The 19,230-nt window shown below is 63.8% G+C and carries 14 protein-coding genes; 8 read left to right on the top strand and 6 right to left on the bottom strand.

What is annotated here, in order from left to right:
- Positions 1-32: 32 nt before the first annotated feature.
- From AC1DO7_RS19720 to AC1DO7_RS19695, 6 genes are all read right to left on the bottom strand, one after another.
- Positions 33-1,025: a 2-hydroxyacid dehydrogenase gene (locus tag AC1DO7_RS19720; protein WP_477116471.1), complete on the bottom strand. Its 993-nt coding sequence runs from the start codon at positions 1,023-1,025 to the stop codon at positions 33-35.
- Positions 1,026-1,085: 60 nt separating this feature from the next.
- Positions 1,086-2,678, bottom strand: a complete 1,593-nt coding sequence (locus tag AC1DO7_RS19715; RefSeq protein ID WP_477116470.1) for an aspartate:alanine exchanger family transporter — start codon at positions 2,676-2,678, stop codon at positions 1,086-1,088.
- Positions 2,679-2,840: 162 nt separating this feature from the next.
- The gene (locus AC1DO7_RS19710) at positions 2,841-4,031 is read right to left on the bottom strand and encodes an acetate/propionate family kinase (protein WP_441614391.1); all 1,191 of its coding nucleotides are present in this window, start codon (positions 4,029-4,031) and stop codon (positions 2,841-2,843) included.
- Between the two features lie 4 nt (positions 4,032-4,035).
- Positions 4,036-4,974, bottom strand: a complete 939-nt coding sequence (locus AC1DO7_RS19705; RefSeq protein ID WP_441614393.1) for a phosphate acetyltransferase — start codon at positions 4,972-4,974, stop codon at positions 4,036-4,038.
- A gap of 50 nt (positions 4,975-5,024) precedes the next feature.
- Entirely contained in the window at positions 5,025-7,373 is a 2,349-nt protein-coding gene (locus AC1DO7_RS19700) for a DUF3141 domain-containing protein (RefSeq protein WP_477116477.1), read from the bottom strand.
- Positions 7,374-7,974: 601 nt separating this feature from the next.
- Complete coding sequence (locus tag AC1DO7_RS19695) at positions 7,975-9,132, bottom strand: hypothetical protein (protein ID WP_441614395.1); 1,158 nt, start codon at positions 9,130-9,132, stop codon at positions 7,975-7,977.
- 617 nt (positions 9,133-9,749) lie between these two features.
- Between AC1DO7_RS19695 and AC1DO7_RS19690 the strand changes: the two genes are divergently transcribed.
- The 8 genes from AC1DO7_RS19690 to AC1DO7_RS19655 all read left to right on the top strand — a co-directional run.
- Positions 9,750-11,243 carry a DUF3300 domain-containing protein gene (locus AC1DO7_RS19690; protein ID WP_441614397.1) on the top strand — a complete coding sequence of 498 codons (1,494 nt, stop codon included), beginning with the start codon at positions 9,750-9,752 and terminating at the stop codon, positions 11,241-11,243.
- A gap of 16 nt (positions 11,244-11,259) precedes the next feature.
- Entirely contained in the window at positions 11,260-12,177 is a 918-nt protein-coding gene (locus AC1DO7_RS19685) for a DUF2950 domain-containing protein (RefSeq protein ID WP_477116476.1), read from the top strand.
- Complete coding sequence (locus AC1DO7_RS19680; RefSeq protein WP_441643529.1) at positions 12,174-12,332, top strand: hypothetical protein; 159 nt, start codon at positions 12,174-12,176, stop codon at positions 12,330-12,332. Before AC1DO7_RS19685 ends, AC1DO7_RS19680 begins: the two co-directional genes overlap by 4 nt.
- Positions 12,333-12,388: 56 nt before the next feature.
- Positions 12,389-12,976 carry a hypothetical protein gene (locus AC1DO7_RS19675; RefSeq protein WP_441614401.1) on the top strand — a complete coding sequence of 196 codons (588 nt, stop codon included), beginning with the start codon at positions 12,389-12,391 and terminating at the stop codon, positions 12,974-12,976.
- 142 nt (positions 12,977-13,118) lie between these two features.
- Entirely contained in the window at positions 13,119-15,872 is a 2,754-nt protein-coding gene (locus tag AC1DO7_RS19670; protein WP_441614403.1) for a decarboxylase, read from the top strand.
- A gap of 104 nt (positions 15,873-15,976) precedes the next feature.
- Positions 15,977-17,665: an aspartate-alanine antiporter gene (gene aspT, locus AC1DO7_RS19665; protein ID WP_441614404.1), complete on the top strand. Its 1,689-nt coding sequence runs from the start codon at positions 15,977-15,979 to the stop codon at positions 17,663-17,665.
- Between the two features lie 7 nt (positions 17,666-17,672).
- Positions 17,673-18,005: a hypothetical protein gene (locus AC1DO7_RS19660; RefSeq protein WP_441614406.1), complete on the top strand. Its 333-nt coding sequence runs from the start codon at positions 17,673-17,675 to the stop codon at positions 18,003-18,005.
- A gap of 62 nt (positions 18,006-18,067) precedes the next feature.
- On the top strand, positions 18,068-19,230 hold a 1,163-nt coding region (locus tag AC1DO7_RS19655), incomplete at its 3' end, for a bifunctional aspartate transaminase/aspartate 4-decarboxylase (protein WP_477116469.1).

The raw sequence follows: 19,230 nt of genomic DNA, 5'->3' as shown, positions 1-19,230 counted from the left end.
CCGGCTATGCAAGACCGGAGCCGGGCGTCATGTCAGGCCTTGATTTCATTGCTCAGCGCCTGGCCCGACGCGAATTCGGTCACGTTGCGCAAGGTCGTCTCGCAGATCGTCGTCATGGCTTCCCGCGTGAAGAAGGCCTGGTGGCCGGTCACGATGACGTTGGGAAAAGAGACCAGGCGCTGCACCACGTCGTCCGAAATGATGGTGCCGGAGAGATCGCGGAAGAACAGATCGGCCTCCTGCTCGTACACGTCGAGGGCCAGCCCGCCCAGCTGCCCGCTCTTCAGCGCCTCGATCGCGGCCTCGGTATCGACCAGCCCGCCACGGCTGGTATTGACCAGCAACGCGCCGCGCTTTGCGCGGGCCAGCGAGTCGGCATTGATGATGTGATACGTCTGCGGGGTCAGCGGACAGTGCAGGGAAATGATATCGGCGCTGATGCCGATCTCGCCCGGAACGGCATAGCGAGCCCCCAGGGCCTCGAACTCGGGCGAGGGGAAGGCATCGTAGCCGATGACCTCGCATCCGAAACCGATCATGATCCTGGCGAACACACGGCCGATCTTGCCGGTGCCGACCACGGCGACGGTCTTGCCGCAGAAATCGAACCCCATCAGCCCGTCGAGGGAAAAATTGAAGTCCCGCGTGCGGTTGTAGGCCGGGTGGATCTTGCGGTTGACCGCCAGCAGCAGGGCAACGGCATGCTCGGCGACCGCGTTGGGCGAGTAATTGACCACGCGTACCACCTTCATGCCAAGCCCTTGCGCGGCCTTCAGATCAACGTTGTTGAATCCGGTGCAGCGCAGTGCGACCAGGCTCGTTCCGCCACGCTTGAGCGCATCGAGCACCGCGGCATCCGCCGTGTCGTTCACGAAGATACAGACCGCGTCGCAGCCCGCGGCAAGGCCGACCGTGTCCATATCCAGCAGGTCATCGAAGTACTTGAGCTGATGCCCCTCGGCGGCGTTGGCCGCATCGAGATACTCGCGGTCGTAGGGCTTGGCGCTGAATACGGCAATTTTCATCGCGTGTCTCCCAGGAGGATGGAGGTTCGCTGTTCCGGGGAACGTGACGACCTGGCGAGGCTAGCCCCCGGCCAATGCCCCGACGATCTGCACGAACAGGATCTTTGCAATCGTCATCGAAGGAAAAATCATGGCACAGCCGAGGTCGGGCTGGTCCGTGGGGGCCACACGATTGGCAAAGGCCAGGATCGCCGGATTCCCGGTCGCGCCGGAAATGACGCCCACGGTGATGTCGAACGGCAACTTGAAAACCCACAGGCAGATCAACGCCGTGATCAGCACCAGCGCCAGCACGATGGCAATGCTGTAAAGCAGGAAGGAGATCCCCGTCACGCTGATGGTGGCAAAGAACTTCGGCCCCGAGGCGATGCCCACCTGCGCCAGAAAGATGGTCAGGCCGAAATTGCGCAGAACCAGATTGGCCGACAAGGGCATGGTCCACACGAACGGCCCGGACCGGCGGATCTTGCCAAGATAAAGCGCGACCAGCAGCAGCGCGGCCAGCCCGAGGCTCAGCTTGCCGGCGCCCGGAATCGGCAGCGGGATCATGCCAGCGAGCAGCCCCACCGCCGCACCGATGCCGATCGAGATGAAACTCAGCTCGGCGGTGCCCTTGATGGAGTCACCGAAGAACTTGCGCATCGCTTTTACGTGGGCACGATTCACCAGCAGGCCGACGCGGTCGCCGACCTCGAGGACGAGGCCGGGGCCAGGCAGCATGTCGGCATCGCCCCTGCGCAACTGCACGATCGAGCAGACAACCCCCTCGGGAAAGCGGATGTCGCGCAGCGCCAGCCCGACCACCGCGCGGCTCGATGCAAACACGCGGGCATAGTCGAGATCCTCCCGGTGGCTGCTCATCCGCCCCGGCTGCAACTCGCCCAGGAGCGCGGCTRCGTGCTGGAGCACCGCCGGGTCGGTGGCGGTCGCCAGCAGGACATCGTCGGCCCGCAGGACCAGGTCCTCGCTGGGCAACTGGTTATGGTGTTCGCGGCGCACCGCGGCAATTGCCATCCCGGCGGGCAGGCGCGCCTTCAGTTCGGCGAGCTTCAGGCCGATGAACTCTCGGTTCATCAGGGAAATCTCCGCCGTTTCGATGACCTTTTCCGGCGGCGGCTCGATCTTTACCTTGAGCACCGCGCCAAGGACATAAAGGGCCAGGATCGGACCGGCCACGCCGAAGGGATAGGCCACGCTGTAGCCAACCGCGGCGCCGTCGTTCTTCATGACCGCAATGATCGCCTGCAAGGTCGCCGTGCTGGTGCCTGAACCCGCGAACATCCCCAGCGATTCATCCAGCTTGACACCGAACAAGGGCACCAGCGCCAGCGACACGAATCCGGCGCCGACCACGCCCAGGGCGGCGGCGGCATTGGCCTTCAGTCCTCGAGCACTGCTCAGGCCCGCGAAAAACTGGCCGCCGTACTGGATACCAATGCCATAGAGGAACAGCAGCAGGCCGAGAGTCCCGATGAGTGCGGGTGGCGCCGCTTTCGGCGCAAATCCCCCAATCGCCAATCCGACGAACAGCACGGCCCCCGATCCAAGCGAGACCCCCTTTACATTGATCTCGCCGACAACGTAACCCAGGGCCACGGTGAGGAACAAAGTGAACAGCGGCTGGGTCTCGAACAGCGTCCTGACTGCATCCATGGCCGGCTCCTTCTTGTCGGAACAGAGGATCCGCGCATCGGCGCGCGCACGGATCAGCTCAAGCCGTCGCGCGCGACCCGGATTCCCTCAATCGGGTGAGATTCGCTCGGCAGGTAAACCTGGCCATCGTTTCGCGCCCGGTGGCGGAGGGCGGAACGGCATTCAGTGCGGCATCACGTCGATCAGCGACCTGGTATGCCTTGCGATCATCAGTTCCTCGTTGGTCGGGATGACCCACACGGACACCTTGCCGGAGGCCGTGCTGATCCTCGGCCCGCCCGCGGCGTTCGCCGCGTTATCCAGGGCAACGCCAAGCCAGGCCGCCTGCCGGCAGACCTGCTCGCGAATCAGCGCCGCATGCTCGCCGACGCCCGCGGTAAACACCAGCGCGTCCAGGCCTTGCGCCGCGGCGGCAAGCGAGCCCAGCTCCCGCCCGATCCGGTACGTATAGAGCTCGATGGCGAAGCGGGCGAGCGGCGCATCGCTGGCGAGCAGCGCGCGCATGTCGCTGGAGACGCCCGAAACGCCGAGCAGCCCGGACTGGCGGTAGATCAGGTCTTCGATGGCACGCGCATCCATGCCGAGCTCATCCATCAGGTAAAGGATGACACCGGGATCCAGATTGCCGCAGCGCGTGCCCATGGGCAGCCCGTCCACCGCGGTGAATCCCATCGTGCTGGCGACACTCCGGCCAGCCACCAGCGCGCACATGCTGCTGCCGTTGCCCAGATGGGCCACCACCGTCCGGCCCGCCGCGGCGCCAGCGTCGACCGCCGGCAGGACGCTGGCGATGTATTCGTAAGACAGCCCGTGAAAGCCGTAGCGCCGCACGCCGTGCCGCGTGACCGAGGCAGGGAGCGCGAATGCCTGCGCCACTTCCGGCTGCGCCCGGTGAAACGCGGTGTCGAAACAAACCACTTGCAGCAGTTCCGGTCGCCGCTGCGCGAGAATGCGGATCGGCTTGAGGTTGTGCGGCTGGTGCARMGGCGCCAGCGGGCTCAGGGCCTCGAGCGCCGAGACCACCTCGGGAGTGGCCCTGGTTGCCTGCGTGAACTGCATCCCGCCGTGCACCACGCGGTGCCCCACCGCGACCAGATGATGGCCTTCGCCGTGCCCGCGCAGGAAATCCGCGAGGAATGCGATGGCCCCGCCATGCCCCAGTTCATTCCCGTCGCCCCAGTGCTTGCTCTCCACCTCCGCGCCGGACGCATTGGTGGCGCGAAAGGCGGGCGAGGTGTAGATCCCGTCGAGACTGCCGCGCAGCACCAGTTCCGGCTCGTCGCCGTGCGCACCGAACGCACTGAACTTGATGCTCGACGAGCCTGCGTTGAGTACCAGTATCAAGTCGGCCACAGCGTCACCCCATTGTCTTTCCCGCCTCGCGGCGCGCCTTTGCCACCAGCGCGGCAACCGCGCAGGATGCCAGCCGGGTCGACACGGAGTCTGCCCTGCTGGTGAGAATGATGGGCACCCGCGCGCCGAGCACGACGCCGGCCGCATCGGCGCCAGCGAGAAAGGACAGGCTCTTGGCAAGCATGTTGCCGGCCTCCAGGTCGGGCACCAGCAACACATTGGCGCGACCCGCGACCGGCGAATCGATCTGCTTGATGCGCGCGGCCTCCATGTCGATGGCGTTGTCGAGCGCCAGCGGGCCGTCGACGATCGCGCCGGTGATCTGGTGGCGGTCTACCATCTTGCACAGCGCGGCAGCCTCGATGGTGGACGGGACCTTCGGATTGACGGTCTCCATCGCCGACAGGATCGCCACCCTTACTTCCTTGAATTGCAGCGCATGGGCCAGATCGATGGCGTTCTGGAGGATGTCGGCCTTCTCGGCGAGCGTGGGCGCAATGTTGACAGCCGCGTCGGTGATGATCAGGGCTTCCTCGTGCCCCGGCACGTCCATCACAAAGCAGTGACTGACACGCCGGGCAGTGCGCAAGCCGGTGTCGCCCCTGACCACGGCCGCCATCAGTTCATCGGTGTGCAGGCTGCCCTTCATCAAGGCCTCGGCCTTGCCTTCGCGCACCAGTTGCACGGCAGCGGCGGCGGCCGCCTGGCTGAAGGGCGCATCGACGATCGGGTACAGGCTGATGTCGATACCGCTGGCCCTGGCCGTTTCCTCGATGCGCGCGCGGGGGCCTACCAGTGCGGGGGCGATCAGCCCCAGCTCCGCGGCTTCTACCGCGGCCTCCAGCGAGCTCCGGTCACACGGATGCACCACCGCCGTCGGCGTTGGCGGGATGGACCTGCAAAAATCGATCAGCCGCTGGTACTTCTCGTGCTTGGTGTCCACCCGCAATCCTCCTGCTGTCAACGGCCGTGGCAAGCTGTATCCCGGCGCCCTCAGGCACGCGCAAGGGTGGCCGCGCGGCGCGCGCGCTCTGGCTTGCCTGCCAGGGTTGTCCGGATGCGCGCGAGCATCGCCACCTGCTCGGCCGTGGGCTTGCTGCCAAGCACGCGCGCGTCTGCCGACAGCTTGTCGAGCAGCGCCAGCAGCCGTTCGCGGTCGGCGGGATCCTGGAGCAGGACCGGCAGCGTCTCCAGGGCCTGCTCCGGTGCATACCGCACGGTGATCTCCTGCTGGCCGCGAATCTTGCGCCATTCGTGGGGCGCCAGTTCGGGCAGGTATTCCGCATAGTCGGCGACCATCTCCTTGCGCATCTCCAGGCGCGAGAGCRGCAGCGGCTCCCCGTGGCGCATCAGCAGCAAACCCACCCGGCTGAGCGCCTCCACATAGCCGCCGCTGGCCACCGCGGCCAGGGCCGCCGTGACCTCCGGCAATGCCGCCGGATCGACAGCCGCGGCCGGCGCGGTCCGGGCAGACCCCTTGTCGCCAAAATACAGCGAGAACATATTGGCGTAGATGCCGAAGAAGGACGCCTCCGTCATGGCGTCGCGCATGGCCCTGTAGCCATCGAGCGCCGCACTGACGACCTCGGCCCCGGCCTGCTCGCGCTGGCGCAGCGGATGGTCGGGCTCCATGGCCTGCCGGTTTGCCCTGACGGCGTCGGCGGCGGGGCCCAGCCAGGCAAGCCAGGGATTCATATCCGACAGCGCCCAGTTCTGCACGCGCAGCGGGTGAAACTCCCGCAATAGCCGTGCGGACATATCGCTGGACATTGCCTGCACGAACGGTTGCGCGAACAGTTCATAGGCGCGCTGGTTGAAATCGGACAGCGCAGCCACCGCCTCGAACGGCTTCTCGTCGGCACGCTGGAAGCGATTGAGACGCGCAGCGACGTCTTCGAGGCGATGCTCGCGGAACTCGACGTCATATTCGACCTCGCCGTTTTCTCCTTTTTGCGCGCGCTCGGTAATGACCATGCCATACAGCCCGGGCGGCAGCAACTCGATGCTCTTGAGTACCGAAACGATCTGCGCGTGCTCCTTTTGCGCAACCTTCCCGGAAACGAAGATGCCCAGGTGACCGATATTCTGGTGAACCATGCCGACGATGACCTGGCCTAGCGCCTTGATCTGCTCGGTGCTYTCATACAAATCCACGACCCAGTTGAATGCCTGCTGCGGCGGGGTGATGTTGTCCCCCATCGAGGCGAACAGCACGATGGGGGATTTGATGGCACGCAGGTCGAAACCCTTGCCGCCCGCGCCCTTCACATCGCCGGACCACAGCTTGTTACCGACAAACAGATTGCGGGTGATCCACTCGATCTCCTCGCGGTTCATCAGGTAGTAGCCACCCCACCAGCGCTCGAACTCCAGGAAGCGCGGCGGTTCCGTGTCAGCCTTGTTGTAGAGGTTGAAGTATTTGTCCCACAGGCTGTTGGCGGGATTCAGGTTCTCGAAGTTCTGCACCAGATGGGCGCCATCGAACTTGCCGTTGCCGAGATCCGCGGTGAAAGAGGACAGCCAGGTCCCGCCCAGCAGCCCCCCTGCATAGCGCATCGGGTTATCTCCCTCGTCCTCGCTCCAGGCTCCGCTCCAGTACGACATCGGCGCACCGTTGATCACGATGGGGCCGGTGTCGTCCGGGTCGGACGCGGCCAGCATCATGGCCGCCCAGCCACCCTGGCAATTGCCGATGATGGCCGGCTTGGGGCTGTCCGGATGCAACGCACGGACCTTCCTCACGAACACCTGCTCCGCTTCGCAGACGTCGAGCAAGGTCTGGCCCGGTTCGGGATCGCGGAAGAAAATAACGAAGTAGACCGGATGACCCGCACGCAATGCGACGCCCACCTGCGAATCGTCCTTGRAGCCCCCGATGCCGGGACCATGACCGGCGCGGGGGTCGATGATCAGGTAGGGGCGGCGGTCCTCGCCGACCTGCACGCCCTCGGGAGGCGTGATGTGCAGCAGCGCATAGTTCACCGGCCGCGCGAACTGGCGGCCGTCGAGGACGAATTCGTAGTCGAAGTGCAGCACCGGCTTCAGGCCCTGCACCGCGTTCTCGACAAACTGATTGCCGCGCTGGCGCAGCGTGTCCCAGAAGAGAATGGCGCGCTGCGCCGCATCCCCCCCGTATGCGTAACAACTCAAGGGATCGGCGCCGGCCATCAGCCTGGCGGCGGCCACCGCGCCATCCCCACTGCCATCGCCATCGCCATCGCCATAGGCGGACCTTACCCGACGACCCAAGGCCGCTTGCGCGTTCTTGATGCGTTTCTGGAGCACCAGACCGGTCTTGATTCCGATCTCATGGGCATGCTCAAGTTGCTTTCCGGCATCCATGGTATTGACCTCGACAGCGAGTCCTTCGGGCATCCGGGTCCCAGTACTCTCCGGGCAACCGGCGCAGTGCATCTCGTTCGTCCAAGCTAAAACCCGCCGCCGGCAGAGCGCCTGTTCCTGCGACGCTGCAGGGCTCGCATGAGCGGCTCGCGCCATCGGACGTGCGGCAAAGCGAAAACGCCAACCACTTGCTGCTTGTGTCTCTATCTTCTTCGCTCCACCCGCCGACACATTGACTCGTCGCAAAGAAATGGCTGCCTTGTGACAGGAATACGTCCTGGCGAGCCTGCGGGGCCACGACATTGGGGTGCATAAGACACATCTACAAAACCACGCCGCCATGGAAGCGCCGATTCTGCTGGAAGGCCTGTGTCAAAGGCGGGATGCCGCCTGAAATAAAAAGCCACGATGTGGCCGGCTGGTGGAGTATAGGAAGGGTTGCCGCCGATCGCTAGGTTGCCCCGCTTCAGTTCCTTGGGCCGGGATGCCGGCGCCGTGTGTTCTTCACCGATCCACGGTGGCGCAGCTCGGGATGACCGAGCTGGCGCTCGACGACGCGAAACGGGCGCTCCATGTGGTGCGCCAGCAAGTCCGCCCGACTTCAATCCGTGGGCGTTTTCCCGCCGCCATCGTCAGTGAAATTGTAGAGATGCGTGTTGTCCGGAGTCTCCCCGATCTTTGTACCGCGCGGCTGGAACCGGATATGGCGACGGAAATTCTCGCTGTCCGACCTGGCGCTCTGGGTGGCAAGCTCGACTGCCTCGGGATAAGCCATCGGGCGCTTCTCCTTTTCGATCTCGAGCAGCATCGTCTGTTCGCTCACCCGCACGCTGTATTTGCCCAGATTGTAGAGGAGATACATGGCGAAGAGGTTGTCGAAGTCCTGGTAGGCGCCCTCCTCCCTGCGGAAGTCCAGGGACAAGACCGAGGGGAAGCGATTGGGCAGGTCTTTGAAGGCCACCTTCTCCTCCTCGTGCGGATCCACATAGGTCGAGCCGCCGTACTTCTTGTACAGCACCACCTCCATGCCGTACTGGCGCTTGCCCCACTCCTTGATCAGCTTCATCGCCATCTCGGTAGGGACGTTGGCCCTGGCGGCCGCCACCACCCGCCGTCCGGACAGAAACCTGGCGCTGGTCACTTCCAGGTCCTTGTAGCCAGCGCCAAACTTGAATGCGGCGCCGATGGTCTTGGCGCAGTTGAGGCGCAAGTAGTCGTACTTGACCTCGCCGCTGTGATACTCGGTATCCCTGGCCCGCTGGTGATAGTCGTCATTGATGCGTCCGAAGTAAGCCGCCAGGGCCTCCTTGTCGCTGGCCGGTACGCCGTGCACGCGCACGCCGATAACCGAGCGTTTGTAGATCTCGCCGAAGTCGAGGCCAAACGAGGCCGTCTCCCCGACCGAGGAGACAGTCTTGAACAGGTATTCCTTCTTCGGGATGGCAACCATCAGGTCCGTGGTGTAGTAGCCACTTTCGTGCTTGCGCGTACGGTCGGCATAGAAGTTGGCCGAGTAGACCAGATCGTCGCCACGCGCGTCGTCCCGGATCGCCAGCGCGAAATGGCCGGCCGATCCGCCCTTGGAGGTGCCGAAACTGATCAGCAATTCCAGGTCATAGGGATCCTCGCGAAGGAGGTCGGCAATCTGATCGATATTGGCGGGCTCGGGACCGGCCTTGCTACCGAAGTCGGCGGCGGCCGCCCCCGCTGACAAGAGAACGGCTATCACCACGAAACAAAGCGCCAGCCTCGTCTTCATGACTCCCCCTGTGCCCTCGAATACCTCGGATACCGCGGCTCCGCCCGCAGTGGTTCATGGCCCATTATCGGCTGCCGGGGGCCTTGATGCATCGCTGAATATCCGTCGAGGGGCCCGGCGAGTCTTCAGGTTCCGGCCTTGCCCGTTGAATCCGCCCCAGCCAAGGCCGAAGCCAGCTTGCCGGCCCGGTGACGACAAGCTGTGCGGGCGGGCCCTGTCTCTTGCTGCGCTACCGCGACAAGACGCCGTCATGGGCTTGATCGAGCACAATCATTCTGGATGGATTCTTCTTATTTCGACTTCTGAAAAATTTCATGGTGGCGTGCGTGACGGTTGCGCCTAGAGTGGGCACAAAGGACCTACAGAACACAAATGTCCGTCCGGTTTCCCTCTGACTTGTGGCGCGGGCTTCGAGGGAAGCCGGAGCTTGTCTCGCCCTGGTTCCGGAGCAGCCCAGGCTACATAGCCACCGGACCCAAGAATACGGCTCTCCAGATCCGGGCGGGAACGTTCGCCGGTGCGCTTGCCGGACATTGCCGTGTCCCTGAGCGAGCGCGGAGCTGGGGCACGAAGTCCGATAGGGTGTCCGGCTAAACCGGGCCCTGGGAGGATTGGGGATGAACCTTTGGCTGAGGTGTTTGTTCCGTCATGCCGGCGCATGGCTGTTCGCCGCTCTGACGATGATTTCCTTCAACGCTCATGCGCAAGCCGCATCGGACCAGCCGGCCGCCTTCAAGCCGGAAGAACTCGAGGCACTGGTCGCGCCCATCGCGCTCTACCCCGATTCCGTGCTGTCCCAGGTCCTGATGGCATCGACGTATCCGCTCGAGATCGTGCAGGCCGCACGCTGGGTCAAGGCCAACCCGAAAGTAAAAGGCGACGCCGCGCTCAAGGCGGTAGAGAACCAGTCATGGGATGTCAGCGTGAAGTCGCTGGTTGCCTTTCCGCAGGCTCTCGAGCCGATGAACGACAAGCTCGACTGGACGCAAAAGCTGGGCGACGCTTTCCTCGCCCAGGAGAAAGACGTGCTGGCGGCGGTGCAGCGTCTGCGGGCGCGGGCGCAGCAATCGGGCAACCTCAAGTCGAACGAGCAGCAGAAGGTGATCGTGGAGCCGGCCGCGGCGCCGGCTGCGGCGGCGCCGGCGCAGGGACAGCCCGCCAGCCAGACGGTCGTGCGGATCGAGCCGGCGGACCCGCAGGTCATTTACGTGCCTTCCTACAATCCGACCGTTGTCTACGGCGCCTGGAGCGCCCCCGCCTATCCGCCGTACTACTGGCCACCCTATCCTGCCTACTATCCGGGTGCCGCACTGGCCACCGGCTTTGCATGGGGCGTCGGCCTGGCCGCCGCCGGGGCCATCTTCGGCAACTGCAACTGGGGTGGCGGCGACGTGAACATCAACGTCAACAAGGCCGCCAATATCGACCGCAACTTCGACCGCACCAAGGTGCAGGGCGGCGGAAAATGGCAGCACGACGCCGCGCATCGGAAAGGCGTGGCATACCGGGATAACGCTTCGCGCGAGAAGTTCGGCGGCAGGAGCGGGGCCGGTGCCGACAGGCGCGACGATTATCGTGGCCGGGATGGCGGTCGGGGCGCGTCTGACCGGGCGTCCGTGGCCGACCGCCAGGGGCGTGGCGACCGCGGTGGTGCCGGTGACCGTGGTGGTGTCGGCGACCGCGGTGGTGCCGGTGACCGTGGCGGTGCCGGCGACCGCGGTGGTGCCGGCGATCGTGGCGGTGTCGGCGACCGCGGTGGTGCCGGCGACCGTGGCGGTGCCGGCGATCGCGGTGGTGCCGGCAATCGTGCCGGCGTGTCGGATCGTGCCGGGGGCGGTGGCGGAATCGGAGGCGGCGCGGGCGGCGGTCGCGATAACGCCTTCCAGGGCGTAGGCGGGGGTGGCGCCTCGGCCCAGCGTGACTTCGACCGGGGCCGCTCCAGCACGCAGGCTGCCGGACAACACCAAGGCGGCGCGGCCAGAGGTGGCGGTGGCGGATTCAGTGGCGGTGGCGGTGGCGGCGGTGGATTCAGTGGTGGTGGTGGTGGTGGTGGTGGTGGCCGTGGTGGTGGCGGATTCGGAGGTGGTGGCCGTGGCGGCGGTAGGCGCTAACCTGGGGGAAGCGATCATGGACTCGACACAAYGACTTCCCCGCTCCCGGTCTTGCGCCTGGGGCAGTGCCATCGCCATGGTGCTGGCGCTGCTTGCCTGGGGTATGGCCCCGGCCCATGCGCAGAAGGATTTCAGCTCTCCCGAGGCTGCGATGAACGCCCTTGGCGACGCAGTGGCCACCAGCGACGATGATGCGATGAAGTCCCTGTTTGGCGCCAACTATCACGACCTGATCCCGCCGGTCGGCGCAGACATTCGCTACCGCTTCCTTGAGGCCTGGAGCCAGTCGCATGCCATTCGCCCGGAAGGGAAAGACCGCGCCCGGATTACGGCCGGCAACGATGGCTGGACCTTGCCCATACCACTGGTGAAGAACGCCAAGGGATGGCATTTCGATATCCGCGCCGGCGCCGAGGAAATGCGTGTGCGCCGCATCGGCCGTAACGAGCTGGCGGTGATGCAGACCTTGCTCGCCGTTTGCGATGCGCAGAACGAGTACGCGCAGATGAGCCAGCAGGCACAGGGCATATCGGTGTATGCCATGAAGCTCGTCAGCACGCCCGGCAAGCGCGATGGCCTGTATTGGCCAACCAAGCCCGGTGAACCGCAAAGCCCGCTGGGACCTGCGTTCCTCGAGGCAGGCATGCGCAGCAAGGCCCAGGGCGGCTACTACGGCTATCACTACAAGCTGCTTACCTCGCAGGGCAGCCATGCCCCGGGCGGCAAGTATGACTATGTCGTCAATGGCAAGCTCTTCGGCGGATTCGCGGTGATCGCGTGGCCGGTTCGCTACGGGGATACAGGGATCAAGAGCTTCATGGTCAGCCATGACGGGCGGGTCTTCGAAAGCGACCTTGGCCCGAACGGCCAGGACAAGGCGCTGGCGACAAGGTCCTATGACCCGGGCCCGGGCTGGAAAGAGGTGACCCCGTGATATCCATCCCGATGCCTGCAAGTATCGGCGCCGATGCCGACGATAAGGAAACAGGCGCCTTCCTGGCCAGCTACGGGTTTCCTGCATCCGACAAGACCGGTTTCTGGAAAGGCAGCAAGGCCGGCGCGCCGGTGCTGCAGGAGCGCTTCAATTAGCACACCGCCCGCCGGGATCGTGGGGCGATTCGCAAAAACACGGAAGGGAGAACAGCATGAAAGGAAAGACACTATTGGCCATGGCCATGCTGATGGCAGCTACCGCATCGGTCCGGGCACAGCCCGAAACGAAAATGGATGTCACGCAGGCCCCCGGGCAGACGAGTGCCACGGCTACGGCCAAGACGACCGCCAAGATCACCAAGATCGACGCGCCGACGCGAACGGTTTCACTAAAGAGGAGCGACGGCAAGGTCGTGGACCTGGTGGTAGGCGAGGAAGCCAGGAACTTTGACCAGCTGAAGGTTGGCGATGTCGTGTCCGTCGAATACCGCGAGGCCTTGAGCCTGAGCCTGAAGAAGGGCAGCGGTCCGCTCTCCCTGCACGAGCGCGAGATTTCTGACCGCTCCGCGCCGGGCGCAAAGCCCGGTGGCACGATTGGCCGGGAAGTGACGGCCACGGCCGATGTGGTTGCGGTGAACACCGCGGCCAAGACCGTCACCCTGAAGGGGCCAAAGGGACGCACCGTCGACCTGATGGTTGACGATCCGGAACGGCTCAAGAATATCAAGAAGGGAGACCGGGTCCAGGCGGTCTATACGGAGGCCCTGGCGGTGTCCGTGGAGCCGGCCGCCGCCAAGTAGCGGCACGGCAGGACCGGCGTTCCCGGGCGTTCATCCTGGCAGCGTTTGCCGTGGCGGCCACACCCCGTCCCGGCAGCCATGACGTGTTGCCGGATGCCGCCACCTGCTTCGAGGAAGTCCATTTTCGCGACGGAGACACGACATGGCTGCGACTGAAGCAATGGCACCCGGGTTCGAGCTCAATCAGTTCTTCTCGGCCTGGGAAGCGCGTATCGACCGCTGGCGCATCCTGAACCGCATCGCCCGGACCCTGGCCGCCCGGCGGGCGCAAGACACCGACGAATTGCGCCAGCAAGCCAGTGCGGTGCTGGAAGAAATACGTCCCATCGAGGAACTGAACGCATACCCTGGACCGAACCTGACCGCACAGGTGAAAGAGCGCCTCGACAAAGGCGATTGGGTCGGCCTCGAACGCCTTGTGCAACGTATCAGCGGCGCCCTGCTTTCCAATAGCTACCGGGATGACAGAGAGGCCTGGATCGCCGAGGACGAAGGCGAGTCGCACCTCCCGGATATCCTGCCACCATCGATCGGCCACGGACAGAGCCGCAAGCCGTATTTCGAGGTGTTGCTGGTGGCCGCCGGCGAGCGCTCGACCTGGCCCGACTTGCGGGAGACATTTCGCAGGCTGCGGCGCAATGACGATCATTTCATTTATGAAACGGTCGTGGTTGGCAGTTTCGAAGATGCGCTGCTTGCGGCAATCTTCAATTGCAACCTGCAGTCGGTGGTGATCGTCGATGGCTTTGGCTTTACCTCGCAATACACGTCGCCGGTGTTGCGAGACATCATCGTGCGCAATACCCCGACGGGGACCGGAGCGGCCATGGAGGACTCGGGTACGGCGCTTGCGCGCCTGCTCCGCGGCCTGCGCCCTGAGCTCGACATGTTCCTGTCCACCGACCGCGACGTCGGTCACCTCGCCGGCTCCGAGGAGGCCGCGCCACTGCGCCGGATCTTCTACGGCGCGGAAGAAACGATGGAAATCCATCTGGCCATTCTCGATGGCATCAAGGATCGCTACGAAACGCCGTACTTCGACAACCTGAAGGACTACGCGGCGCGTCCGGTTGGAACCTTTCACGCCTTGCCGATCGCGCGCGGAAAGTCGATTTTCAAGTCGAACTGGATCCGCGACATGGGTGAATTCTATGGCGCCAACCTCTTTCTCGCGGAATCATGCGCCACCACCGGCGGGCTGGACAGCCTGCTGGAGCCGACCGGCAATATCAAGCTGGCCCAGGACAAGGCCGCGCGCGCCTTCGGCGGCGACCGCTCCTTCTTTGTCACGAATGGCACCTCGACCGCCAACAAGATCGTTCACCAGGCGCTGCTCACCCCGGGCGACATCGTCCTGATCGACCGCGACTGCCACAAGTCGCACCACTACGGCATTGTGCTGGCTGGCGCGCAGCCGCTCTACATCGATGCATACCCGCTCACGCAATACTCGATGTACGGCAGCCTTGCGATCCGCCCCATCAAGCAGGCCCTGCTGGCGCTCAAGGCCGAAGGCAAGCTCCACCGGGCCAAGATGCTGGTGCTTACCAACTGCACGTTCGACGGCCATATCGCCAACGTGGAACGGACCATGCTGGAATGCCTTGCCATCAAGCCCGACCTGGTCTTCCTGTGGGACGAGGCATGGTTCGGCTTTGCGCGCTTCTCGCCATTGCTGCGCATGCGCACCGCGATGGGCGGCGCCGCCAGGTTGCGCGAACTGATGCATGACGCGGCCTATCGCGACAAGTACGAGGCGTTCAGACAATCGATCGATGGCATCGGCGACACCGATCCGCGGCTGCTCGACATCCCATTGCTGCCTGACCCGGACCAGGTCAGGATACGGGTCTACCAGACGGAGTCAATCCACAAGTCGATGTCGGCCCTGCGCCAGGGTTCGATCATTGTCGTGGCCGACCAGCAATTCCACACAGTCGAGCCGCAGTTCAAGGAAGCGTTCTTCACGCACACCTCGACCTCCCCGAACCTGCAGATCATTGCGTCCATCGACCTGGCCAGACGGCAGATGGAACTAGAAGGCTACGAGCTGGTGCAGCGCGCCATACAACTGGCCATCGAGATCCGCAAGGAGATCAACAATCATCCGTTGATCTCGAAGTACTTCCACGCCGCCACGCCGGCGGAAATGATTCCGGCGGAGTATCGCGTCACCGGATTTGCCGATTACGGCATGCCAGGCAGCACCATCGCGGATGCCACACAAGCCTTGCGCACCGACGAGTTCTTCCTCGATCCGACCCGTATCACGCTGCTTTGCGGCAACGCGGGGTACGACGGCACCCGTTTCAAGGGGCTCCTGGCCGAAAGCTACGACATCCAGATCAACAAGACCTCGCGCAACAGCGTGCTGGTGCAGATCAATATCAACAATACCCGCAGCGACATGGCGCACCTGATCAAGGCGCTTGCCGATATTTCCCGCGCGCTGGATCGCGAACTGGACGAGGGCGACGAAGCCGCGCGCGCCAGTTTCCAGGCTCGCGTGAAGGGATTGGTGGAGGACGTGCCGGAACTGCCGAACTTCAGCCGCTTCCACAACGCGCTGCGCGAGAACAGCGAGAGCGCAACGTCGGAAGGTGACATGCGTGCCGCCTACTACCTGGCCTATGACCCGCAGGCTTGCGAGTGCATCCGCCTGAACGACCCCCGCATCGACGAGCGACTGAAGAATGGCCCCGAGCTGGTGTCCGCCAAGTTCGTGATCCCCTACCCTCCCGGCTTCCCCATCATGGTCCCCGGGCAGGTGATTACGCCGGAAACCATTGCCTTCATGCGCAAGCTGGATGTGAAGGAGATCCACGGATTCAACGCGGCGCGCGGCCTCGAGCTGCTTAAGCCGGAAGCCCTGGACGCCCTGAACAAGGCACGCTGACCCGACGCGCGCTTGCATCCTATCCGTGATCCGCAGGAAGCACTGGATGGACTGAAGCGGAAACGTGTGACTTAACCTATCGAAAAAAAAGCGGGAGAAACGCCATGTCCTGGTTCGTGACAACGCTCAGAGCCTATCCGGAAATCGCCATTTTCCTTGCGCTGGGGATCGGATACTGGATTGGCGGGAAAAGCTTCAAGGGCTTCAGCCTGGGCGCCGTCACCTCGACGCTGCTTGTGTCGATTGTCATTGGCATCCTCGGCGTGAAGATTTCCCCCAACGTGAAGTCCGTCTTCTTCCTGATGTTTCTGTTCGCCGTCGGCTATGGCGTAGGTCCGCAGTTCGTACGCGGCATCGCCAAGGATGGGGTGCCACAAGCCATCTTCGCCTTGGTCATGTGTCTGTTGTGCCTGGCCTCCGCCGTCGGCGCGGCGCTGATGGCCGGATACGACCTGGGCTCCGCCGCGGGGCTTTTTGCCGGATCGCAAACGATCTCCGCATCGATGGGCCTCGCCACCGACGCGATCAATCGCCTTGGCTTGCCACCCGACGAGGCAAAACAACTACTCGACAGCATGCCGATCGCATACGCCGTTACCTATATCTTCGGCACTGTCGGCTCGGCGATCATCCTGGCGCAGATCGGCCCGAAGCTTCTGGGCATTGATCTGGTAGCCGCGTGCAAGGACTACGAAAGAGAACTGGGCGCCGGAGCGCCGGGTGAAGCCGGCACGGAATGGCATGAATTCGAATTGCGCGCCTATGCCCTGGCGCCAAACAGCCCTTATATCGGCAGGTCGGTGGGCGAGCTCGAGGCGGGAACCCAGGAGGGCGTGCGAGCCTTTGTCGAACGCATTCGCCGCGGCGGCAAGATCATGGAGGTGGACCTCAGTACCAGGCTCGAGGCCGGCGACGTTGTCGCGATCGGCGGAAAGCGCAATCAGCTGATCGAGCGCCTCGGCCCAAGCGGACGGGAGGTCGAAGACGCGGAACTGCTCGATGTCCGCACCGAGGGCGTCGATATCTACGTCACCAACAAGGAAGTCGATGGTCGTCCTTTGCAGGACCTGGCCCGCTGGCCGGGCGCGCGCGGCGTGTTCCTCAAGAAGATCAAGCGCGGGCCGACCGAAACCGTGATCCCGGTGCTGCCCAAGACGAAGCTCTATCGGGGCGACGTGATCACGGTGGTCGGTCGCACACAGGATATCAACGCGACCGCGAAGCAACTTGGCTATATCGATCGGCCCACGTCGGTCACGGACGTGGCATTCATGTCACTCGCGATCACGGTTGGCGCGCTGATCGGCGCGGTCGTCCTGAAGATAGCGGGGGTTCCGATCACCCTATCCACGGCGGGTGGCGCGCTGATCGCCGGCATTATCTTCGGGTGGTACAGAGCCATACATCCGACCTTTGGCCGCATCCCGGAGCCGACCGTCTGGTTCATGAACTCCGTCGGGCTCAATGTCTTCATCGCCGTGGTGGGAATCTCCGCCGGCCCCGGCTTTGTCGCCGGCCTGCAAAAGCTTGGGATCAGTCTTTTCCTTTGGGGCATCTTTGCAACGGCGGTGCCGCTGATCATTGGCATGCTGCTCGCCAAGTTCGTGTTCCGCTTTCATCCCGCCATCCTGCTCGGCGCGTGCGCTGGCGCGCGGACCACCACGGCTGCACTGGGCATGATCTGCGAAGCGGCACAGAGCCAGGTTCCGGGTCTTGGCTACACCGTCACCTACGCCGTAGGCAATACGTTCCTGACGATATGGGGCATGGTGATGATCATGATTCTCGCGTGAGCGCACCATGAAGAACCTGCTCGCGACCCTGACGATCGGCGCCATCCTGTCCGTCTCGGGTTGTACCTACTATGGCTATCCGGCCACCACCGCGCCCGCGAACTACGACCGCTCGTTCTTCGCGGCGGCGGACGCCTTGCGTGAACAGGGTGTGGCGATCAACGTGCAGGACCAGGCAAGCGGGACGGTCGCGGGCCTGCGCGATGGCACCAGTGTGAGCGCCAGCGTGCGGCAACAGCCCGACGGCAGCGTGCGGGTGCAGTTCAACGCCAGCGATGCGCGCGATCCCGGACTACTCGACCGCGTCTCGCGCAGCTACGACCGCCGGATGGGCCGCTGATCCCGCGTTTGCATCGATTCGCAAGTCTTTTTTGCCACGTACCATTTTTGGAGGAATGCGCCATGAGCAAGCCAGATCCGTCGAAGTTAGCGAATCTCTCGCCTTTTGAACTCAAGGACGAATTGATCAAGCTGGCTGGAAGCGTCTCGAACCGGTTGATGCTCAACGCCGGACGCGGCAACCCCAATTTCCTTGCAACCGTTCCGCGCCATGGCTTCTGGCAGCTTGGCCTGTTTGCCATGACCGAATCCGAACGGTCCTTCTCTTACCTTTCGGAAGGTGTCGGGGGTTTTCCGCGCAGGGCTGGTATCGAGGAGCGCTTCGATCTCTTCGCGCGATATCACCGCGACACGCCGGGAGTGAAGTTCCTGACCGGCGCCGTCTCGTTCGTGCGAGACCAGCTCGGCCTGGATGGGGGCGACTTCCTCTATGAAATGTGCGAAGGCATCCTGGCCTGCAACTATCCGGTGCCGGACCGGATGCTCAGGATCAGCGAAAAAATCGTCAAGCAATACCTGCGCAAGGAAATGATCGGCGCGCATCCCTTCCTGGGCGATTTCGACTTGTACGCGGTCGAGGGCGGTACTGCCGCCATGACATATCTGTTCAATTCGATGCGGGCCAACCGGCTACTTAAGGCGGGTGACAAGATTGCATTGGGCATGCCCATATTCACGCCATATATCGAAATTCCGGAGCTGAAGGAATATGACCTGACCGAGCTCACGATCGACGCCGATCCGGCGGCTGGCTGGCAATACCCCAAGAAGGAACTGGACAAGCTGCGCGATCCGGACGTAAAGGCTTTTTTCCTGGTGAACCCGAGCAATCCGCCTTCCGTCCGAATGAGCGACGAGGGTCTTGAGTATCTCGCTTCCATCGTCAAGGAGCGGCCGGATCAGGAGCGGCTGACCGACGACGTGTATGGCACCTTTGCCGACAACTTCGTGTCGCTGTTTGCCATGTGCCCAAAGAACACCATCCTGGTGTACTCCTTCTCGAAATACTTTGGCGCGACCGGCTGGCGACTGGGCGTCATCGCCACCCACAAGTCGAATCTGTTCGACGAGAAGATAGCGGAATTGCCGAAGGCGGAACGCCAGGAGCTGAACCACCGCTATGCCTCCATCACCACGGAACCCGACAAGTTGCTGTTTATCGATCGTATCGTGGCCGACAGCCGCACCGTGGCGCTCAATCACACGGCGGGCAATCACACGGCGGG

The sequence above is a fragment of the Cupriavidus sp. 05N40 genome, from assembly GCF_056397305.1.
The sequence above is the reverse complement of the archived record's forward strand: the minus strand, read 5'-3'. Positions and strand labels throughout refer to the sequence as shown.